Source organism: Paenibacillus sp. JNUCC32 (genome assembly GCF_014863545.1).
GTDB lineage: Bacteria > Bacillota > Bacilli > Paenibacillales > Paenibacillaceae > Paenibacillus_AQ > Paenibacillus_AQ lautus_A.
On sequence record NZ_CP062260.1, the window covers coordinates 5,186,562 to 5,204,870 of the forward strand.

Annotated in this window: 17 protein-coding genes; 5 read left to right on the top strand and 12 right to left on the bottom strand. The window is 53.3% G+C overall.

What is annotated here, in order from left to right:
- Nucleotides 1-131: 131 nt before the first annotated feature.
- Nucleotides 132-596: a hypothetical protein gene (locus JNUCC32_RS22980; protein ID WP_192569952.1), complete on the top strand. Its 465-nt coding sequence runs from the start codon at nt 132-134 to the stop codon at nt 594-596.
- A 149-nt stretch (nt 597-745) separates the two neighbouring features.
- On the opposite strand, the gene JNUCC32_RS22985 is transcribed toward JNUCC32_RS22980, so the two are convergent.
- Nucleotides 746-1,666: a proline dehydrogenase family protein gene (locus JNUCC32_RS22985; RefSeq protein WP_192569953.1), complete on the bottom strand. Its 921-nt coding sequence runs from the start codon at nt 1,664-1,666 to the stop codon at nt 746-748.
- Between the two features lie 198 nt (nt 1,667-1,864).
- Here JNUCC32_RS22985 and pruA point away from each other — a divergent pair, with 198 nt between their 5' ends.
- A complete protein-coding gene (gene pruA, locus JNUCC32_RS22990) occupies nt 1,865-3,412 on the top strand; it encodes an L-glutamate gamma-semialdehyde dehydrogenase (RefSeq protein ID WP_192569954.1) in 1,548 nt (515 codons plus the stop codon).
- 68 nt (nt 3,413-3,480) lie between these two features.
- Here the strand turns inward: pruA and JNUCC32_RS22995 are convergent, their stop codons facing one another.
- The 7 genes from JNUCC32_RS22995 to JNUCC32_RS23025 form a co-directional block, all read right to left on the bottom strand.
- Entirely contained in the window at nt 3,481-4,914 is a 1,434-nt protein-coding gene (locus tag JNUCC32_RS22995) for a serine hydrolase domain-containing protein (protein ID WP_192569955.1), read from the bottom strand.
- A gap of 51 nt (nt 4,915-4,965) precedes the next feature.
- Nucleotides 4,966-5,727: a polysaccharide deacetylase family protein gene (locus JNUCC32_RS23000; RefSeq protein WP_192569956.1), complete on the bottom strand. Its 762-nt coding sequence runs from the start codon at nt 5,725-5,727 to the stop codon at nt 4,966-4,968.
- Complete coding sequence (locus JNUCC32_RS23005) at nt 5,724-6,560, bottom strand: carbohydrate ABC transporter permease (RefSeq protein WP_009595886.1); 837 nt, start codon at nt 6,558-6,560, stop codon at nt 5,724-5,726. The genes JNUCC32_RS23000 and JNUCC32_RS23005 overlap by 4 nt, the downstream gene beginning before the upstream one ends.
- Nucleotides 6,560-7,435: a carbohydrate ABC transporter permease gene (locus tag JNUCC32_RS23010; RefSeq protein WP_012818642.1), complete on the bottom strand. Its 876-nt coding sequence runs from the start codon at nt 7,433-7,435 to the stop codon at nt 6,560-6,562. Before JNUCC32_RS23010 ends, JNUCC32_RS23005 begins: the two co-directional genes overlap by 1 nt.
- A 168-nt stretch (nt 7,436-7,603) precedes the next feature.
- Nucleotides 7,604-8,866 (bottom strand): ABC transporter substrate-binding protein, encoded by a 1,263-nt coding sequence (locus JNUCC32_RS23015; RefSeq protein ID WP_192569957.1) that lies wholly within the window; start codon nt 8,864-8,866, stop codon nt 7,604-7,606.
- Nucleotides 8,867-9,030: 164 nt separating this feature from the next.
- Nucleotides 9,031-9,990, bottom strand: a complete 960-nt coding sequence (locus tag JNUCC32_RS23020) for a LacI family DNA-binding transcriptional regulator (protein ID WP_012818640.1) — start codon at nt 9,988-9,990, stop codon at nt 9,031-9,033.
- Between the two features lie 231 nt (nt 9,991-10,221).
- A complete protein-coding gene (locus JNUCC32_RS23025) occupies nt 10,222-11,133 on the bottom strand; it encodes a DMT family transporter (RefSeq protein WP_192569958.1) in 912 nt (303 codons plus the stop codon).
- A 125-nt stretch (nt 11,134-11,258) separates the two neighbouring features.
- Between JNUCC32_RS23025 and JNUCC32_RS23030 the strand changes: the two genes are divergently transcribed.
- Nucleotides 11,259-12,116 carry a LysR family transcriptional regulator gene (locus tag JNUCC32_RS23030; protein ID WP_192569959.1) on the top strand — a complete coding sequence of 286 codons (858 nt, stop codon included), beginning with the start codon at nt 11,259-11,261 and terminating at the stop codon, nt 12,114-12,116.
- Between the two features lie 73 nt (nt 12,117-12,189).
- On the opposite strand, the gene JNUCC32_RS23035 is transcribed toward JNUCC32_RS23030, so the two are convergent.
- From JNUCC32_RS23035 to JNUCC32_RS23050, 4 genes are all read right to left on the bottom strand, one after another.
- On the bottom strand, nt 12,190-13,014 hold the full coding sequence (locus tag JNUCC32_RS23035) for an alpha/beta fold hydrolase (protein WP_192569960.1): 825 nt from the start codon (nt 13,012-13,014) through the stop codon (nt 12,190-12,192).
- Entirely contained in the window at nt 12,995-13,537 is a 543-nt protein-coding gene (locus tag JNUCC32_RS23040; RefSeq protein WP_192569961.1) for an SRPBCC family protein, read from the bottom strand. The genes JNUCC32_RS23035 and JNUCC32_RS23040 overlap by 20 nt, the downstream gene beginning before the upstream one ends.
- A gap of 76 nt (nt 13,538-13,613) precedes the next feature.
- The gene (locus JNUCC32_RS23045; RefSeq protein ID WP_228468806.1) at nt 13,614-13,946 is read right to left on the bottom strand and encodes an ArsR/SmtB family transcription factor; all 333 of its coding nucleotides are present in this window, start codon (nt 13,944-13,946) and stop codon (nt 13,614-13,616) included.
- Between the two features lie 288 nt (nt 13,947-14,234).
- Nucleotides 14,235-15,884 carry a glutathione ABC transporter substrate-binding protein gene (locus JNUCC32_RS23050; RefSeq protein ID WP_096774798.1) on the bottom strand — a complete coding sequence of 550 codons (1,650 nt, stop codon included), beginning with the start codon at nt 15,882-15,884 and terminating at the stop codon, nt 14,235-14,237.
- Between the two features lie 160 nt (nt 15,885-16,044).
- On the opposite strand from JNUCC32_RS23050, the gene nikC reads away from it, so the two are divergent.
- Both nikC and JNUCC32_RS23060 read left to right on the top strand, forming a co-directional pair.
- Nucleotides 16,045-16,941, top strand: coding sequence for a nickel transporter permease (gene nikC / locus JNUCC32_RS23055; protein WP_096774799.1), 897 nt, complete (start codon nt 16,045-16,047; stop codon nt 16,939-16,941).
- Nucleotides 16,942-16,960: 19 nt separating this feature from the next.
- Nucleotides 16,961-17,884, top strand: a complete 924-nt coding sequence (locus JNUCC32_RS23060; protein WP_012818632.1) for an ABC transporter permease — start codon at nt 16,961-16,963, stop codon at nt 17,882-17,884.
- Nucleotides 17,885-18,309 lie beyond the last annotated feature (425 nt).

The window sequence follows — 18,309 nt, forward strand, 5'->3', positions numbered from 1 at the left end:
CCAAGCTTTGGCATAGCGGCCGCCGGAATTGGGGCTCTAACCATAAATAGGCCTGGAGAGCGGGGTTTCTCTGCTCACCAGGCCTATTTGCCGTGCATATAACATTCTTATAAAGGAGCGTAGATCATATCATGACGAAACTCATCGAGGCAGCGCTTACACCCGTCATCGAAACCGCAGTGCCTGCATTAGGTGAAGAGACTATCGGCCATATGGAGATATTTCGTTTCGACCGGGGCTCGGCCGAACGCTTTATCCCATGGAGCGATCATGGCTGGAACTGCGGCTTGTTCAAAGTCAGCTGCAAAGACGCGGCAGGATATGTCGAATATGCCCTGCCAAGCACGAGAGAATTTTCGGACCTGGTCCGCTGGGCATCCGTCTTCTCAAGGCTGAGAGGCATGTCCGTGACTGAGGCCATTCGCTATGCCCGAAAGCAGCAGCAGTGGGGACCCGCACGGATGCAACTTGCTGTATCGGCCCTCGCCGATCTGGAGATCAACCTGCATCGGCACATCACTCGAGAGCGGTTAGGCGGACTGCCGCTGGAGCGCTCCTTCCTTATGAATTGCTCGGAGGCGTATTATCATTTCTAGGGGCAGCAGCTACAGAGAGCTGCTGTACCCGTTTCCTTTGGATTGGGCACTTCTAAGCAGCCTGATGTTTTTTGAAACCATGAAGAACCCCGTCAAAAAGCCACTTATTTCATCAGGCATTTTGACGGGGTTCTGCAATCGGATCCCGCTCACTTGAACATATTTTTGAGCACCATCATCAGGTTGGCGGGCTTCTCCGCCAGGCGCCGGGTGAAATACGGGTACCACATCGTTCCGTAAGGCATATAACACCGGATACGGTAGCCGTCCTGCGCAAGCGCTGCTTGATCGTTCATCCGCAGTCCATACAGCATCTGAAATTCATAGTCCTGTTTGTCTATGCGGCTCTGCTCGGCAAATACCTTCACCCAGTCGATGATGTTGTCATCATGCGAGGCAATCGCGACGTAGGCTCCTTGGTCGAAATGCATTTTGACCAATTTCTTGTAGTTGTCAATGACCTCCCGCTTCTGCTGAAAGGCGATGGTTCCCGGCTCTTTGTACGCGCCCTTTACCAGCCGCAGATTAACGCCGGCCCTTAACAGATTCTTCACGTCCTCCTCCGTACGGAACAAGTAGGCCTGCATCACGGTCCCCACATTGGTCAGCCCCTCCTTATGAAGGCGGAGCGTCATATCGATGGTTGCCTGGGTATACGGCGAATCCTCCATGTCCAGGCGAACGAAGTTGCGGTGCTCTTTAGCCTTTCTTACCACCGACCTGATGTTTTCGTAAGCCTTCTCGGGGTTCAGGGCCATGCCCATTTGCGTCGGTTTCAAGGATACGTTCGATTGCACTTCGCGCCTCGCAATCCCTTCCACCAGCTTCAAATATTCCTCCCGGTACCCGGCCGCTTCATCCAGCGTCGTAATGCCCTCCCCCAAATGATCCAGCGTAACGAGAATGCCTTTCGCGTTCAGCCTCTCGATTTCGTCCAGCGCCTCATCCAAGGTATCGCCGGCAATGAATCGGCCAGCCAATTTCCGGCCGTACTTGATCGACAGCCATTTCACGAGTTTATTGCCGGACACCGTCAGGATCACTTTACGGTACAGCTCGGTTCCGTCCATGCGCGCGCCCCCTTTGCAAGGTAAACCAAAATGCACTCTATCTAACTCATATGCAAAAATCATGACGGCATGCAGGAAGACATACATATTTAAATAGAGGTTTTCACCAGGAGATCCTAACCATGCCACCATGACGATCCGCAGATGGACCATTGGCCTGAAGCTTCGATTCATATCATGTTAAGGAGGGGCCTCCCCATGCGAGCACCTTTTCGGAACGAACCATTTATGGACTTCAACAACGAGTGGAACAACAAGTTATACGATGCGGCGTTATCCGGGGTCGAAGCCGAGCTTGGCCAATCGTACCCCTTGGTTATCGGCGGTGCCAAAATCCATACGGAGCGTACCGCTAAGTCGGTCAATCCGTCGCGCAAGCGCCAAGTCATCGGCGTCGTGTCCCAAGCGGATACCGAGCTTGCCGAGCAAGCCATTCAGACGGCGGCGCGTACTTTTGAGACGTGGAAGCACACCGAGGCGAACGAGCGGGCTCGCTACCTGTTCAAGGCCGCGGCAATCATGCGGCGGCGCAAGCTCGAGTTCTCCGCGCTGATGACCCTCGAAGCCGGCAAGACGCGTGCCGAAGCGGACGCGGATACGGCCGAAGCGATCGATTTCATGGAGTTCTATGCCCGCGAAATGCAGCGCCTGAGCGCGCCCCAGCCGCTGACGGTCCACGAGGAGGAAGAGAATCATCTCGATTACATCCCGCTTGGCGTCGGCATCGTCATTCCGCCTTGGAACTTCCCGCTCGCGATTATGGCCGGTATGACTACGGCGGCCATCGTCTCCGGCAACACCGTTGTGCTGAAACCGGCGAGCACCACCCCGGTCATAGCCGCCAAATTCGTGCAGCTTCTGGAAGAAGTCAGCCTGCCTCCGGGTGTCGTTAACTTCCTGCCTGGTCCGGGTCAGGAAGTGGGCGACTATTTGGTGGATCACCCTTTGACCAGGTTTGTCAGCTTTACGGGTTCCCGCGACGTTGGACTGCGAATTCAAGAGCGTGCGGCCAAAACGCAGCCGGGGCAGCGATGGATCAAGCGCGTCATCGCCGAAATGGGCGGGAAAGACGCCATCATCGTGGACAACGAAGCCGATTTGGACCTTGCTGCGGATGCGATTACCGCTTCGGCCTTCGGCTTCTCCGGCCAGAAATGCTCCGCCTGCTCCAGAGCCATCGTGCATAAGGACGTTTATGATACCGTGCTGCAGAAGGTCATCGAGCGCTCCAAGAAGCTGGTGATCGGAAGCCCCTCCCATGCCGAGGCTCAGGTGGGACCCGTCATCGACGATAAGGCGTACCGTAAAATTCTCGACTATATCGAAATCGGGAAAAGCGAAGGCAAGCTGGTACTTGGCGGATTTCCGGGCGATCCGGAGGGGTATTTCATTCAGCCTACGATTTTTGCGGATGTGGACAGCACTGCCCGTATCTCTCAGGAGGAAATCTTCGGCCCGGTGGTGGCCTTCACGAAGGCAGCCTCCTTCGACGAAGCGATTCAATTCGCCAATAATACCGATTATGGGCTGACCGGCGCGGTGATCTCGAACAACCGCGCGCATCTGGAGCAGGCACGGCGCGATTTCCATGTCGGCAACCTGTATTTGAACCGGAAATGCACCGGCGCCTTGGTGGGCACCCACCCGTTCGGCGGCTTCAATATGTCCGGAACGGATTCCAAAGCCGGCGGCCGCGACTACCTGCTCTTATTCACTCAGCCGAAGGTGGTGTCGGAACGGTTCTGAATACGGCATGCCAAAAAAACCTCTCCATGATCATGGAGAGGTTTTTACTGTACCTTGTTTTGTCGGCATTATGCCCTGGCTTTGCCCTTCATCTCCCGGACCACCTTGCCCTCGAAGGATTGGTTCATCCAGTAGGCAAGATGAATGCCTTCTTCGCTGAAGGTGCATTCCGTCGTTAAGAAGAACGGCGTCTCCGTCAGCCTGACGGTCAGCTGCAGCGTCCGGTCATCCTTCCAGGTCATGGAGGCAGCATACGCTTGATCCGTCATCATGATCAGCTTCGTGGTTCCCGACTTCCACTCGCTCCGGCCAAGGGCAATCGAGTTGACGCCATGTTCCCCCGTAAGCTCCATCACCCCTTCATCCTCTTCAAACCGGACGGAGAACGAATGCAGCTTCTCCTCGTTCTCTTCGAGATCATAGACGATCCCGGATACGTCCTTCTCAATCGGAGATAAAGCCTCCTCGCTTGGCGGATCCAGCTTAAGCGCTTGCAGCGTTCCGGCAAGGGATGAGGCCGCGTCCGCATCGGCCGGCAGCGGATCTGCTCCCATCGCCGGCAGCACATGCTCCCATACCTCATTCAGCACGGCCTGCATATCTCCAAGGCCGGAGGTAATCGCCAGGACTGCATCCTGCTCCGGGAACACGATGCAGAATTGTCCGAACGCGCCGTCGCCGCGGTATGCTCCATGGCGGCACATCCAGAATTGATAGCCGTATCCTTCGGTCCAGTCCGAAGAGGAATCCGCAGGTCCGTTGGATATCTGCTTGGAGGTCGCTTCTTCAATCCAAGCCTCCGGAATCAGGCGCCGGCCATCCCATTCTCCCTTCTGAAGATAGAGCTGGCCAAACTTGGCGATGTCCTCGGTCTTCAGCTTAAGACCCCAGCCGCCGGTGTTGATTCCCTGCGGGCAGCTTTCCCATGCAGCCCCCTGAATGCCGAGCGGTTCGAACAGACGGGGCTGCAAATAATCCAGCAGCGTAATGCCGGTGACCTTCTGCAGAATGGCCGAGAGCATGTACGTCGCTGCGCTGTTATATACAAAGTGGGTTCCAGGTTCATGCTCGACTGCTTGCTTGAAGAAATCATCCACCCAAATATCGGACTGGATGGCAGGCTCCTGGGCATGTCCCGTGCCCATGATCAGCAAGTCGCGTATCGTCATCGCGGACAGATTCGGGGACGGATCCTCCGGTTTGTTTTCCGGGAAAAAGCCGATCACCCGATCCTCCAGCGTAATCCGGCCCTCCTGGACCAGGAGTCCAATCGCGGTAGAGGTAAAGCTCTTGCTTAGCGAGAACAGCATATGCGGTTTGTCCGCGTCGTACGGCTTCCACCAGCCCTCCGCGACGGAATGCCCGTGCCGAACCAGCATGAAGCTGTGCAGCTCAAGCTCCTTCTCCTGAATCGAGCCGATAAAACGTTTGATGGACTGAGATGAGATTCCTTGGTTTTCGGGGGTACTTCTTGGCAATAATCGAACCGTGTTCGTGTTCATCCTATTCCGCCTCTCCCTGTATAACAAGATAAATTCATCATGACCCTTCCATTATACACCAGATATCGGCGCCGCTTCATCATATCGCACGGCACGGAAGCCCCAACGTTCGCTAATCTCGTTCAAGTCCTCCCGAGCAAGGAAAGCGGCCTCCTGATCACGCCCTCGTGCCAGCTCCTCCCCATCCACTTGAGCATTGCCGCACTGCACCATTTCCTCCGAATACAGCGCCGGATGGGACAGGAAGAAGTACTGTTCGTCCGTCAGGCCGCCAAGCAGCCTTTCAAACGACTCGGCCCCGTCCGGAACGCCGCCAGGGAAAAAGTTGTAGTAATATCGGTGGTTGATGAGCCCCTTCGCTTCCATCCAGCGGTCCAGCTCCTCTTGCAGCCCGGGAATGAAGCGCTCAGGCAGCATATGGGAATCCGCGTAAGAAATGTTGAAGCCAGCCGCAGTCAGTTTATCCAGCTGCGCTTCGCACTCCATAAGGATCTCCTGCAGCGAAGGCGGATGATGTTGAAACAAGCTCGGGTCCTGATAGAAGTACCCGGCCCGATCGACAAGCGAAGGAACCTGTTCCTTCGCGGCAACAGGTCCCCAGCGTACGTTATCCCATTCGGCGTTCAGCGTCATATGGAAGCCGAAGCAGATGTCCTTGCGATGCGCCAGCAGCTGCGCGGCCTCGGCAAGATAAGGACCGGGCGCCATAATGGACACATTTTTGATGAATCCGGCCTCAACGGTCCTGGCAATCGCAGCATTGGCGGAACGGCTGGAAGCATAGTCGTCGGCTCTCGTAATGATCCGCCTCATTTCACAGCACCTGCGGCAATCCCTTTGATAATGTATTTCTGCGCGAAAACGTAGAAAATGACAACCGGGATGATCGTCAGCGTCAGGCCGGCCATCGCCTGGTTCCACACGATCGTGAATTCTCCGAAGAAATAGAAGGTCGAGAGCGGGATTGTCCGCAGCCCCTTGTCCGACAGCGTCAGCGATGGAAGCAGATAGTCGTTCCACAGCGCGATGACGTTCAGGATCGCGATGGTCACGCTGATGTTCTTCAGCAGCGGGAACACGATCCGCCAGAACACGCCCAGCTTGGAGCAGCCGTCAAGCGTAGCCGCCTCCTCCAGCGCGACGGGCACGGATTTGATGAACCCGTGGTACAGGAAGACCGCCATACTGGACGTAAAGCCGACGTTCATATAGATCAAGCCCTCATGGGTGTTGAGCATCGGAATGTGCAGATTGGTGCGAATCCAGTCCATCACCTGCATCAGCGGCATCATCAGCGTCTGGAACGGAATCAGCATGGTCGCCACAAACGTGAAGAAAATGACCTTGCTCAGCTTATTGTCCGTCCGTACCAGCATCCATGCCGTCATGGAGGCGAGCACGATGACGATGATCACCGAGATGACGGTGACATACAGCGAGTTACCTAGTGCCGTGAAGAAATTCATCTTCTCCATCGCGGATTTATAATACTCAAAGCTGAAGGAAGAAGGCAGCGCAAGCGCATTCTCATACAGCTCGGCACGATCCTTAAAGGAGTTGATCAGCATGATGAAGACAGGAGACAAGAAGACCAGCGAGGCGAGGAACAGCAGGATATCGAGCAGCCATTTGCCTGATTTCTTCATTACATCTGCACCTCTCTTCTCTTCGTGATGATGACTTGCGTCAGCGTGAGTCCGGCCACAATCAGGAAGAAGATGATCGCTTTCGCCTGACCTAATCCATAATTACCGTAAGCGAAAATTTCGTTGAAAATATTCATCGCAAACATCTCCGTCGCATTGCTCGGACCGCCCTTGGTCAACGACAGGTTCACGTCATAGATTTTGAATGCCCCGGACAGCGTCAGGAACAGACAGATCGTGAACGAAGGCATTAACAGCGGGAACACGATGCTCTTCAGTCTCTGCCACAGGTTGGCGCCATCGACCTTCGCCGCTTCCATCAGCTCATCCGGAATCCCCTGGATGCCCGCGATGTAGATGATCATCGTATAACCCGCCAGCTGCCAGGTGAATACCGCAACGATCGCATACAGCGCAAACTGCGGATGCAGCAGCCAGTTAAAGAACACGCTGTCGAATCCGGTCTTCTCGCCCAGGAAGCTGAACGCATCCGTAAAAATAAACTGCCAGATGTAACCCAGAATCAGGCCGCCGATCAGGTTCGGCATGAAAAACATCGTCCGCGCCGCATTTCTCGAGCGGAGCTTTGTCGTCACCAGCAGCGCAAAGCCCAGTCCCAGTACGTTGACGCATACCAGCGCGAGCAGCGTGAATTGAACCGTATGCCAAGCCGATGACAGGAATCGGTCGTCCTGGAACAGCTGAACGTAATTGTCGAACCCTACGAATACTTTCGGATTCGCCGGAATGCCGTCCCAATTGACGAAGGAGTACACGATCCCGATAATGAACGGGATGATGACCACGGTCGTGAAAATAAACAGAAGCGGCACCGTAAACAGGGCAAACCAGGCTTTATCCTTTCTTTTGCTCATAATCCATACCTTCTTTCCGTTCCGGATGATTCCCGCAAGGCGGCATCAAACCTTGAAGTCGTGTTAGAAAAAACAAAAGCCTAACGCTCATCATCAGAACGTCTGAGGCTAGGCTTTCGTTTTCATGGAATTGTGATGTCAGATGATTGCCTTTCGGCTTCAATTAGATTACTTCGATGCTTTCGCCCATACTTCATCGAGTTTCTGCAGGAACTGCTCGCCTGTCATGCCCGGATTCATGAAGTACTCCTGCGTAGCCGGAGCCAAATCGTTGGTGATGATACCCGATGGGAAGTAGTTCAGCGCCCAAGTGATCGTCTCACCCTTCGTGGTTGCTTCGTGCACCGCTTGAGACAACGGATCCAGATCGCCTGCTTCAATGTTCGTTAAAGCCGGGATGAATTTGAAATCGTCCACAATGGCCTTCTTGCCCGTCTCGCTCGTGAAGAGCCAGTTCAGGAAAGCGTTTGCGGCTTTGACTTCCTCAGCGTCCGCCTGATTGTTGACGACCCAGTAGCTGGCTACGCCTACGGCGATCTTATCGTTGCCGGCGAGCGGGAACGGCATCATGCCGACTTTGGAGCCGAAATCGCCGAAGTCCGCAAGCATGGAATAACTCCAGTTGCCCTGATGCACCATAGCCGTTTTTTCCGTTGCAAAGTCGCCCATCTGGCTATCGTATTTCACTTCCAGCGGATTCTTGGTGTTGGCCTTGATGGCATCCATGAATTTCGCCCATTCCTGGAACTCCTTCGTGTCGGCCATCTTCACTTCGCCCTTGTTCAGCTGGTCGATGAAGGCCAGCGGATCGGATTGAAGCGCAAACGGCGTGTTGATGATGTGTCCGATCAGGAAGTAAGCCTCCTGGGACAGGCTCAAACCGTTCTTGCCGTCAGCCTTCAGCTGCTCCAGCGTCTTGGTGAAGGAGTCCAGGTCCTTCATGTTGGCCGGATCCACCAGATCCTTGTTATATACGAGACCGAAGCCTTCTACGCCGTACGGAACGCCGACGGTCTTATCTTCGACCTTCAATTCCATGTCGGGCGCAATGTTCTTAACGTACTCCTCGCCGCTCAAATCGGAAAAATAGGACTTCAGCTTCTCGGACTCGGGTCCAGGAGCCACGCTGAATATCGTTGGGCCCTGGTTGCTGCTGAGCTTCGCCACCAGCTGCTGCGAATAAGCATCGCCCGCGGCACCCCATACCTCAACCTCGTTGCCGGTTTCTTCTTTATAGGTTTTAACCAAGGCTTCAAGAGGTTCCGTAATTTCGACTTTCGATTGGAAGAGGGTTATCTTCTTCAGCTTATCTCCCCCATTTCCTCCGGCTGCTGCTCCAGAATCTTTGTCAGATGTACCGCCGCAGGCCGCGAGTGTCGCAACCAAAGCCGTTGCCGTAAGTATGCTCAATACCTTTTTTACTTTTTTCAAGTGACACGCCTCCCCCTCAAGGACTCTATAAAGTAAAACGTTTACAAACCCATCATAGGGCGGTTTACCTAGAATGTCAATAAAAAATGTACGCGTTTTCATAAAAATACTAAGTAAAAAAACTAGTAAAATCCATGTTATTTTACTAGATGTAAAAATAAAGTTTATCTCACCGTTTTTCTCCACTGGATCGTGGCATTCAGTTTAAAGGGCTCCCTGCCCGTCGTGCCCTTAATCATCTCGAGCAGCTCCTTCGCCGCCAAATAACCGCTTTCATAACGCGGGATCGCAATGGTCGTCAAGCCGGCCATCGCCGCCGCGTCCGAATTATCGAAGCCGGTGATCGATATGTCCTCCGGCACCCGTATGCCATTCTCCTCCAAAGCTTTGATTGCGCCCAGAGCCATATTGTCGTTAGCGCAGACCAGCACTTCCGGCAATGCGTTGCTAAGGATCAGAATCTTGGCCGCCTGATATCCGCTTTCCTCGCTGTAATCGCCATGGAAGTAATTCCGCCTGTCAAACGCGATGCCATTCTTCGAAAGCGTATCCATAAATCCGGCGAAGCGTTCCTTATGATCCAGGGTAAACTCCAGTCCGCCAATGTATCCAAAGGTTCTGAACTGTTTATCCACCAGCGCCTGAACCATTTCGCACATCACGGGGTAATTGTCCACGATCACGCTTTTGGTATTGGCATACTCGTTATCGATAATCCGGTCCATGAGAACGACGGGGAACTGCGGCGTGGCTACCGAGACTAAATATTCGTCCGTCATGTTCCGGTCGAGGCTTATGGTACCGCTTGCAAACTTGCTGCGCATAAAATTGGTGCTGGATTTATTCGTGCAGATGATGAGGTCGTATCCATTCTCCGTGAGGCAATGGCTGATCCCCTTGATGATTTTTAAATAATAATCGCGATCAAAGTCGCTGAAGACGAATATAATCGTGTTGCTTTTATCGGATTTGGTTGACTTATGCGGAAAATAGCCGTGCTCCGAGCATAACCTCAGCACCCGCTCCCTCGTCTCCCGCCCCACGTTCTTGCGCCCGTTCAGCACGTTGGACACCGTAGACACCGAGACCTCCGCGAGCTTTGCAATTTCCTTTAAACCACTCATGAATCCTATCCCCTCTCCAAAGGCGTTAGTAAATTTAATATAACATGGATTTATTTTTAATAAAATTTACTTATTTTGCTGGGACAAGATTTTTCTTCGATTTTCCCCTTGTCATAACTTATCGTGATACCTACTCAGGCCAGAAAACCTTTGCTTGTCATGGCAAAAAGCAGGCCGCACGAATGGCATCGTCGCGACCTGCTAAATTCGAATATATTAGATTTCTTGCCTTTATGCGGTACCGCACCGCTCCTTGATCATGAATGGATCCTTTGTTGCGTCCACTCGTCCAGGCCGGTTCACCAGATAGATGCCAAGCCCAATGCACACTGTGCCAGCCAAAGTGTACCAGTGCAGCTGCTCGCCCAGTATAAGCCATCCGGATAATACGCCAAACACGGGAATGAGGAATAGATAAACGTTGGCTTTATTGGGATCGCTGTTGCGCAGCACATAATACCAAGTGACGAATTGGGCAATCGAGCTCATCAGAATCATCCAGCCCAGAACAAAGAGCTCCTTCAAGATCTGAGATGAATCCCATACAAAATGCGGCTGCTCCAGCAGCGGGCTTGCGATGAGCAGGAGGATGCCTCCGATCAACATCTGATAGGCAGCCATGACCCAAGCGTCAAACTCCTTGCCCCAACGGGAACTTAGCAGCGTCGCCATGCCCCAAGCCATCCCCGAACCCAACGCAAACCAGAATCCGCTCTCCATCTGCATCTCCAAGCCTTGCGTAATGAACACGCCGACAAAACCAATGATTACGCCCGCCCACTGAAGAAGACGGTACCTTATACCGAAAATCAGGAAGCTGAACACGATGAACCAGATCGGGTTGCTGGAGGATAAAACCGAGGAGCTGCCGGAGGAAATGGTCTGCATGCTCAGGTAGATGCCACTCATCACGAGTGCCGATTGAAACAGACCGATCGTGGCCAGCTTCAGCCAGGCAGCGCCGCTCCTGGGATGGGGCCGTCTTACAATGAAGGGCAGCATCAGAAGCCCCGCTCCCACGAACCGGATCGCCAGCAGCACGAATGGGGAACCGAAGGACAGCGCAATTTTGCCGATCGGGAAATTTAGTCCCGCGACCAGCATCGTAAATATCGTCAGAAACAGCATACGCGGTTTGCTCATGCCAATGATTTCCCCTCTCCTTAACCAAGTGTATCCTCAGTTTATTCCGACCTTCGTATCATGTAAAATAATTAAATAAGATTCGAACCATCACTGTGAATGATGGATATAAGGAGGCTGCTAAGGTGGAGAGTGGGGATCTGAAGATATTCCAGGCCGTTGCCCGTGAAGGAAACATAACCAAGGCTGCCGCAAGCCTGGGTTACGTGCAATCGAACGTGACCGCTAGAATCCGGCAGCTTGAAGCCGAGCTGAACACGCCCCTGTTCTATCGGCTCAGTCGCGGCGTTGCCTTAACCTCGGCCGGCTGTAATCTGCTCAAGTATGCCGATCAGATTACGCGTTTGCTTGACGAGGCCGTGAAATCGACGCAATTTTCGGAAGAACCGTCGGGGCCGCTGCGGATCGGCTCATCGGAAACCACAGCGGCGGTACATCTTCCCGGTATCATGCTGGATTATCATAGACGGTACCCTAATGTGAAACTGTCATTGATTACAGGCCACAGGGTCGACTTGATCCGAGCCCTGAACGAATATGAACTGGACGGGGCGTTTATCAGCGGACCTCTGGATTACCCGGACTTTAACGAAATCCGGGCCTTTGACGAGGAGCTTGTCCTCATCTCGGAACCCACGGAGGCTGCGCTTCGCGATTTGCTCACCAAACCGCTGCTGTTCTTTGGCAAGGGCTGCTACCACCGTAAACGGTTGGAGCAATGGCTCCATGAGGAGAATGTGGGGCCCATGAACATTATGGAGTTTGGCACGCTGGAAGCCATCATGGGCGGTGTGGCCGCCGGGCTGGGTATCTCGCTGTTAACGCGTTCTTCCGTCCAGGACTGGGTGGATGCCGGGAAATTGCAGGCCTTCCAAATTCCCAAGCGTTACCGCAGCTCCAAAGTCCATTTTGTATTCCGGCGCGACCTGTTTCGCACCAGCGCCTTTAATCATTTTATTGAGCCGTTTGAGAAGACCGAATAAATACTTCGACCGGAACAGGAAACAAAAAAACCGTGGCCCTAAGGGTCACGGTTTCTTGATGAGCCAAGCACGCTTATCCCGGAATTTGATTTGCCGAAGGCAACAGAAAATCCGACACCTCCGGAGCCAGCACTTCCGGCGCCATCACGACGGCAGAATGATCCTGACCAGGCAGCATTCGGTGCTCGCACTGAGGGAGCAAGTCGACCAATGCGCTCGCGGCCCCATGGAACATGGCTCCGCTGTTCTCGCCCGTCATCACCATAACCGGGACATCGACATCCCAGCGATCCGTCGGCAGCGGTTGACCGGATTGCGTGCTCCCCATAATCATGCCGTCATAGGCCAATGTATGCGCCATGCCCTCCATGACCTGCCAAGAAGGATCTGCCTTCATGAATTCTACATATTCCGCTGGGATCCCCAGCGCGGCTGTCATGAAATATTCTACGGCTTCGCTGCGCCGATTTCCTGCCATCAGCGCATTCAAACGCTGCACGTATTCCGCCGGTACGGATGCACGGCTGTCGTCAATGATAAACGGCGGCTCGTATAGAAACAGTTTACTAACTTTACTGCGGCCAAGTCTGCTCGCCGCATCCAGGGCCAGAACAGCGCCCGAGGAACTTCCGAATACATACGCGCTGTCGCCCGCCTCCTGAATAAGGGCATCGATATCTTCGACCTCACGTTCAACGGCATACGGAGCCGCATCCGTACTGCTGCCCCGTCCTCGCCGATCATAATTGTAGACGGTGAACTGTTCAGACAGAAACTCTCCAAGACGCGTTGTATCGTTGTGATCCGAAGCTGCCGCAGCTACAAGAATGACAGCCGGACCAGTCCCTTTCTTTTCATAAAAAATACGGGTACCGTCATTAGACATCACGTAATTCATGATCATCTCTCCTTTTATTGTCCTTTATGTACAAACTTATTTCGTTCTCAAACCGTTCCAGCGTATCCGCGTATCCTTCCACCATTCCCATGCCTTCAGCAGCCTCAAGCTGCTCTTCGCTCGCAAAATGAGTGATGATGCTTAATCGGGTCCCATCCTTGACTGCTTCGAATGTAACCGAGGTCAACATGTCGCTGCCTGCAACGGGGTTCCAATCCTGATCGGTAAATGTATCCGTATAGACGAGCTTCGATAACTCCGCCACTTCGGAGTAAGTCGCCTTGCAGAAGGCTTCTTTCCCTTCTCCCGTCGCATCGGGAGCCAGTCTGTAGCGCCATACGCCGCCCGGTCTGACATCCATCTCATATACCGTGGCATTCCAGTTTTTTGGTCCCCACCAGCGTTCGATGTGTTCCGGCTTAGTCCATCCCTGCCAGGACAGCTTCAGAGGTATCGATACGACACGCTCCACGGTCAGCTTCCGCTGCTCCCGGTCTTTCGTGATGATGGTCTTCCTGCCCATGTGAATTCCTCCTATCTGTGAAATCGGCTCTGCGTGCAGAGCCGCATCTTCCTGTGGAGCTAGTAAAAGAATTGGCTTAACTCTCCTCTCCGTTAAAGTCGCTCATATAGTCCTCGAACTTGTCGAGTCGCTCCTCCCACAATCGGCTGAACGAATCGAGCCAGACGTCCAGCTCCTGGAACGGCTGGGCTTCGAGACTATAAATGCGCTGCTGTGCGTTCTTGCGGACTTTCACGAGCCCGGCCTCGTTCAGTATCCGCAGATGGCGGGATACTTGAGGCTGGCCGATTCCCAAAGTCTCTACGATGTCGCTGACCGATCTCGACCCTTGCTTTAAGAGTTCAACAATGTTGAAGCGGTTCGGCTCCGAGATCGTGAAGAGGGTTAATTGCATAGCTGAAGTATTCATGGCTATAATATACACTAATGCGTATATACGTGTCAACGTATATAATATTTTTTCAACATGCTTTTGACATCAAAAAACAAGACAGCACATCAACTCCTCTCCTTTCTCGCAAGCCGTATGATCTATCCGGATGCCCGACGAGGATGATCATGAACCATTGGCTGGTTAACCCTATCTCCTGTCCCAGCACCGAACAACATCAAAAAAGAGGCCCCCGGATAGGAGCCTCTTGCTGTAAATCCTCTTTATATCATGACGATTCAAAGCTATAAAGCTTTCAGGACATCCTTATGGCTGAATGGACACTTGGTGCAGCTGCATGATGCCGTTCGGATGCCGCCAGAAGCCTTCCACCTTGCTGCTGACTCCGTTTAAATACTCCTGATGATGGATATACAGCATCGGCGCTAACTCAACCAGCTTCTCCTGCGCCTGTTTATAGATGAGCTTGCGTTGCTCCGGATCGTTCTCTTTACGCCCGGCATCCAGCAGTTTATCCAGTTCCGGATCCTTCGTGAAGGTACGGTTGCCCGGCTCCCCTACATTCTTGGAATGGAATAACTCATACATGCCATAGTCGGCATCGGCCGTTACCGTGGACCAGCCGAGAACAAACATGTCGTGCTTGCCTTCTGCAGTTTGGGCCAAATACGCACCCCACTCGACCACTTCGATTTTGACTTCGACGTTCAATTCCTTCAACTTGGATTGTACGTACTCGGCGATCTTAATTCGTTCCGGGTTGTCATTGGTCCAGATGGTCGTTGAGAAGCCACCCTCGTATCCGGCCTCTTTCAACAGCTCTTTCGCTTTGTCGATGTTATGTTCGATCGGCTTAACGGTAGCATCATAGCCGTTCACGTCCGGTGCCAGCGGACCGACGGCAGGAATGCCCGTGCCTTCGTAGATGCCCGAGATGATTTCATCCTTATTGATGGCCATCGACAAGGCTTGCCGCACCCGCACATCGTTAAACGGCTCCTTGTTGTTATTAAATCCGATATAAGACAAGCTGAGCGAAGCCTGGCGGTTCAAGGACATGCCGTCCGTGCTCTCGATACGGCTGATGCTGCTCGGCGACACCGGGTCGATAATATGCGCATAACCGGTTTCCAGCTCCGCGATCCGCGTTCCCTCTTCGCTCACCACCTTGAACGTGACCCGTTCAACCTTCGCTTTATCTCCCCAATAATCGGCGTTCGCCACCAGCTTCACTTCCTGTCCCGGGTTCCAGCTCTCTAGTTTGAATACGCCCGTGCCAACAGGGTTCTGCGCCAGATAAGCGCCTGCCTTCTCGCCTGCCTTCAGCTTCTCGTAATCCAGCTTGATGGCTTCCGCACTAACCATGCTGACCGCAGAGTGGGCCAGATGGGCAAGCAGCGGCGAGAAAGCATACTCGGTCACGAGCTGTACCGTATATTCGTCAACGACTTTAACCTCTTTAATCATGCCCACAAGCGAAGCGCGCGGAGAAGCAACCTCCGGATCCTGCATACGGTCGATGTTGGCTTTGACCACCTCTGCATTGAATGGAGAGCCGTCCGTAAACTTCACGCCTTGTCTCAGCTTGAATTCCCAGGTCAATTCATCGATTGCCTTCCAGCTCTCGGCGAGCCCCGGTTGAATATTCAGATCCTTATCATGAATCACCAACGTGTTATAAATATGCGTTGTCATTACGCTCGTTTGCTGGTCCGTCGACATATGAGGGTCCATGGATGGCGGATCAGAAAGCCAGGCAATCACAAGCTCATTCGCACCGGTGTCGGTTGTTCCTTCGGGAGGATCTTTAGCCCCCGGTTCAGGTGCCGGCGTATTGGTGCCGCTTGGCGGCGTTTCCGGGTTACTGCTCTTGCTTGGACTGCCGCACGCCGACAGCAGTACGGTAAGCATGACCAGAATGCAGACAAGCCATTTGAATCTTCTATTACCTGTCATGTGAAACAAACTCCCCCTTCTCAATCAAAATAGGAAAATATTTTATACACAGTTAACATATATTTTACTATTTGATATTTATACCAGAAGAAGCCAGATTTACCTCACGTTTATACGACACCAATTCTGACATCCATACTTGGAGAAAGGATGATTTCACGTGCCTAACATGACCGCTGATGCCAGAACACCAGAATCGCTCCCTAGTGGAACCCGCCTTGTACAATGGAAATCTTTCTACCACCGTCTGAAGAAGAACAAAGCGGCCTTATTCGGGGGCTATTTTCTCCTGCTGATGATCCTTATCGCGATTTTCGGCCCCCTGCTCACCCAGTATGATCCGACCAAAGTGGATTATTCTACGAAACTGCTGAAGCCGTCCGCCGACCATTGGTTTGGTACGGATCACAACGGTCGAGATATTTTCACGCGGATTATTCATGGCATGCGTCTCACGCTCTCGGTCGGCTTTATCTCGGTGATCATCGGTGCAGCCTTTGGTGTCGTGCTCGGAATCATCTCGGGCTATTACGGAGGTAAATGGGATGCGCTCATTATGAGAGTGACCGATGTCATGCTGGCGTTTCCCGGCATTCTGTTGGCATTGGCGGTTGTCAGTGTCCTTGGAAAAAACCTGTTCAACGTGATCATTGCCGTCAGTATTTTTTCGATCCCTACCTTTGCCAGAGTCGTTCGGGGCTCCACGCTGGCCGTCCGCAAGCTCGAATATGTTGATGCCATGCGTTCGTTGGGCGCCAGCGACGGCCGAATCATCTTCGGGCATATTTTGCCGAATATCACATCCCCTATCATCGTGCAGGCGACGCTGCGGATTGCGGTAGCGATCCTGACCGCCAGCGGCCTGTCCTTCCTTGGTCTTGGCGCGCAGCCGCCCACGCCGGAGTGGGGAGCCATGCTGAATGATGGGCGCAACTATATCATGGACCACCCTCATGTGGCCCTGTTTCCCGGCTTGTCGATCGTGTTCGTTGTCATCGCATTTAATCTGCTGGGTGACGGCTTGCGGGATGTCCTTGACCCGAAAATGAAAAAATAATGAAGGGAGCTGCCGGGCCATGCTCATCTATTCCATTCGAAGGCTGATTCAAACGATACCTGTCGTCATTGGCGTGACCATCGTTGTCTTCCTGCTGATGCACCTCATTCCGGGAGATGCGGCGCAGGTCATTATCGGGGAAGGGGCGCCCAAGGAGCAGGTCGAGAAGATCCGCGAGAACCTCGGATTGAACGATCCGCTGCCGCTTCAGTATTGGAACTACGTCAGCGGCTTGCTTCAGGGGGATTTGGGAGATTCGATCCGCAGCAGCCGCCCCATCGCCGATGAAATTTTCAAAAGCCGGTTCTGGATCACCGTTGAGCTTGCCGTGTACTCAACGATCCTGGCCGTATTTCTCGGCATTCTGGCCGGCATCATCTCCGCCGTCAAAAAAAGCTCCCCCGCCGATATCGGCGTCATGTTCATCGCCCTGTTCGGGCTGTCGATGCCGAATTTCTGGCTGGGGCTCATGCTGATCCAATATTTTGCCGTGGATCTGGGCTGGTTCCGTCCCTCCGGCTGGGGCACGTGGTCGCAAACCGTCCTGCCCGTGATCACGCTCGGGACCGGGGGCGCCGCGATTATTGCCCGAATGACCCGGTCCAGCATGCTGGAGGTCATCGGCCAGGACTACATCCGTACCGCCCAGGCGAAGGGCGTCCGGGAGCGCGTCATCATCTACCGGCATGCCTTGAAAAATGCCATGATTCCCGTCATTACCGTCATCGGCCTGGAATTCGGAGGCCTGCTGGGCGGGGCGGTGCTGACCGAGTCCGTATTTGCCGTGAACGGCATGGGACGGTACGTTATCGACTCGATCCGGGCGCGGGATTTCCCGGTCGTACAGGCAACCGTGCTTGTGCTCTCGATCATGTTTGTACTCGTGAATCTGCTCGTGGACATCTCCTACCGGTACTTCAACAAGCGCATTGATTTCGATTGATTGGCGATTTTTCGTCGATCGCGGGTTGAGTGTAGGCAGACACGGCGGGATTCACTATCTGCCGAACATCGAGCTGTTTGGGGCCCATTGCGGACTTATATTATAAACGCTGATTACTGTAATCGAGCATTTGGGGAGCCCGTCCGGACACACGATCCGCTATTTGACGATAATTGGTACAATTTCGAGGCTATGCGGACATCTAACCCGCTGATTACTGTAATCGAGCTGTTTGGGGAGCCCGTCCGGACACACGATCCGCTATTTGCCGATAATCGACCTATTTTCGAGTCCACGCGGACACACGATCCGTTAATACGCCTGAAATCCCGGATTAATCATGAAATATCTCGCATTAGCGGATCTGGTTTCCTCAGCCTGCTGCTAAAAGGCGGAATTTAATGAAATAGCGGAACCAGAGTCCT

Coding starts and splice junctions, on each gene's coding strand:
- JNUCC32_RS22985 (WP_192569953.1), bottom strand. CDS start 1,666: ATGGACGGAACCGAGCTGTACCGTAAAGTGATCCTGACGGTGTCCGGC.
- JNUCC32_RS22995 (WP_192569955.1), bottom strand. CDS start 4,914: ATGAACACGAACACGGTTCGATTATTGCCAAGAAGTACCCCCGAAAAC.
- JNUCC32_RS23040 (WP_192569961.1), bottom strand. CDS start 13,537: ATGGGCAGGAAGACCATCATCACGAAAGACCGGGAGCAGCGGAAGCTG.
- JNUCC32_RS23010 (WP_012818642.1), bottom strand. CDS start 7,435: ATGAGCAAAAGAAAGGATAAAGCCTGGTTTGCCCTGTTTACGGTGCCG.
- JNUCC32_RS23050 (WP_096774798.1), bottom strand. CDS start 15,884: ATGACAGGTAATAGAAGATTCAAATGGCTTGTCTGCATTCTGGTCATG.
- JNUCC32_RS23035 (WP_192569960.1), bottom strand. CDS start 13,014: ATGAATTACGTGATGTCTAATGACGGTACCCGTATTTTTTATGAAAAG.
- JNUCC32_RS23045 (WP_228468806.1), bottom strand. CDS start 13,946: ATGAATACTTCAGCTATGCAATTAACCCTCTTCACGATCTCGGAGCCG.
- JNUCC32_RS23025 (WP_192569958.1), bottom strand. CDS start 11,133: ATGAGCAAACCGCGTATGCTGTTTCTGACGATATTTACGATGCTGGTC.
- JNUCC32_RS22980 (WP_192569952.1), top strand. CDS start 132: ATGACGAAACTCATCGAGGCAGCGCTTACACCCGTCATCGAAACCGCA.
- JNUCC32_RS23005 (WP_009595886.1), bottom strand. CDS start 6,560: ATGAAGAAATCAGGCAAATGGCTGCTCGATATCCTGCTGTTCCTCGCC.
- JNUCC32_RS23020 (WP_012818640.1), bottom strand. CDS start 9,990: ATGAGTGGTTTAAAGGAAATTGCAAAGCTCGCGGAGGTCTCGGTGTCT.
- JNUCC32_RS23000 (WP_192569956.1), bottom strand. CDS start 5,727: ATGAGGCGGATCATTACGAGAGCCGACGACTATGCTTCCAGCCGTTCC.
- JNUCC32_RS23060 (WP_012818632.1), top strand. CDS start 16,961: ATGCTCATCTATTCCATTCGAAGGCTGATTCAAACGATACCTGTCGTC.
- pruA (WP_192569954.1), top strand. CDS start 1,865: ATGCGAGCACCTTTTCGGAACGAACCATTTATGGACTTCAACAACGAG.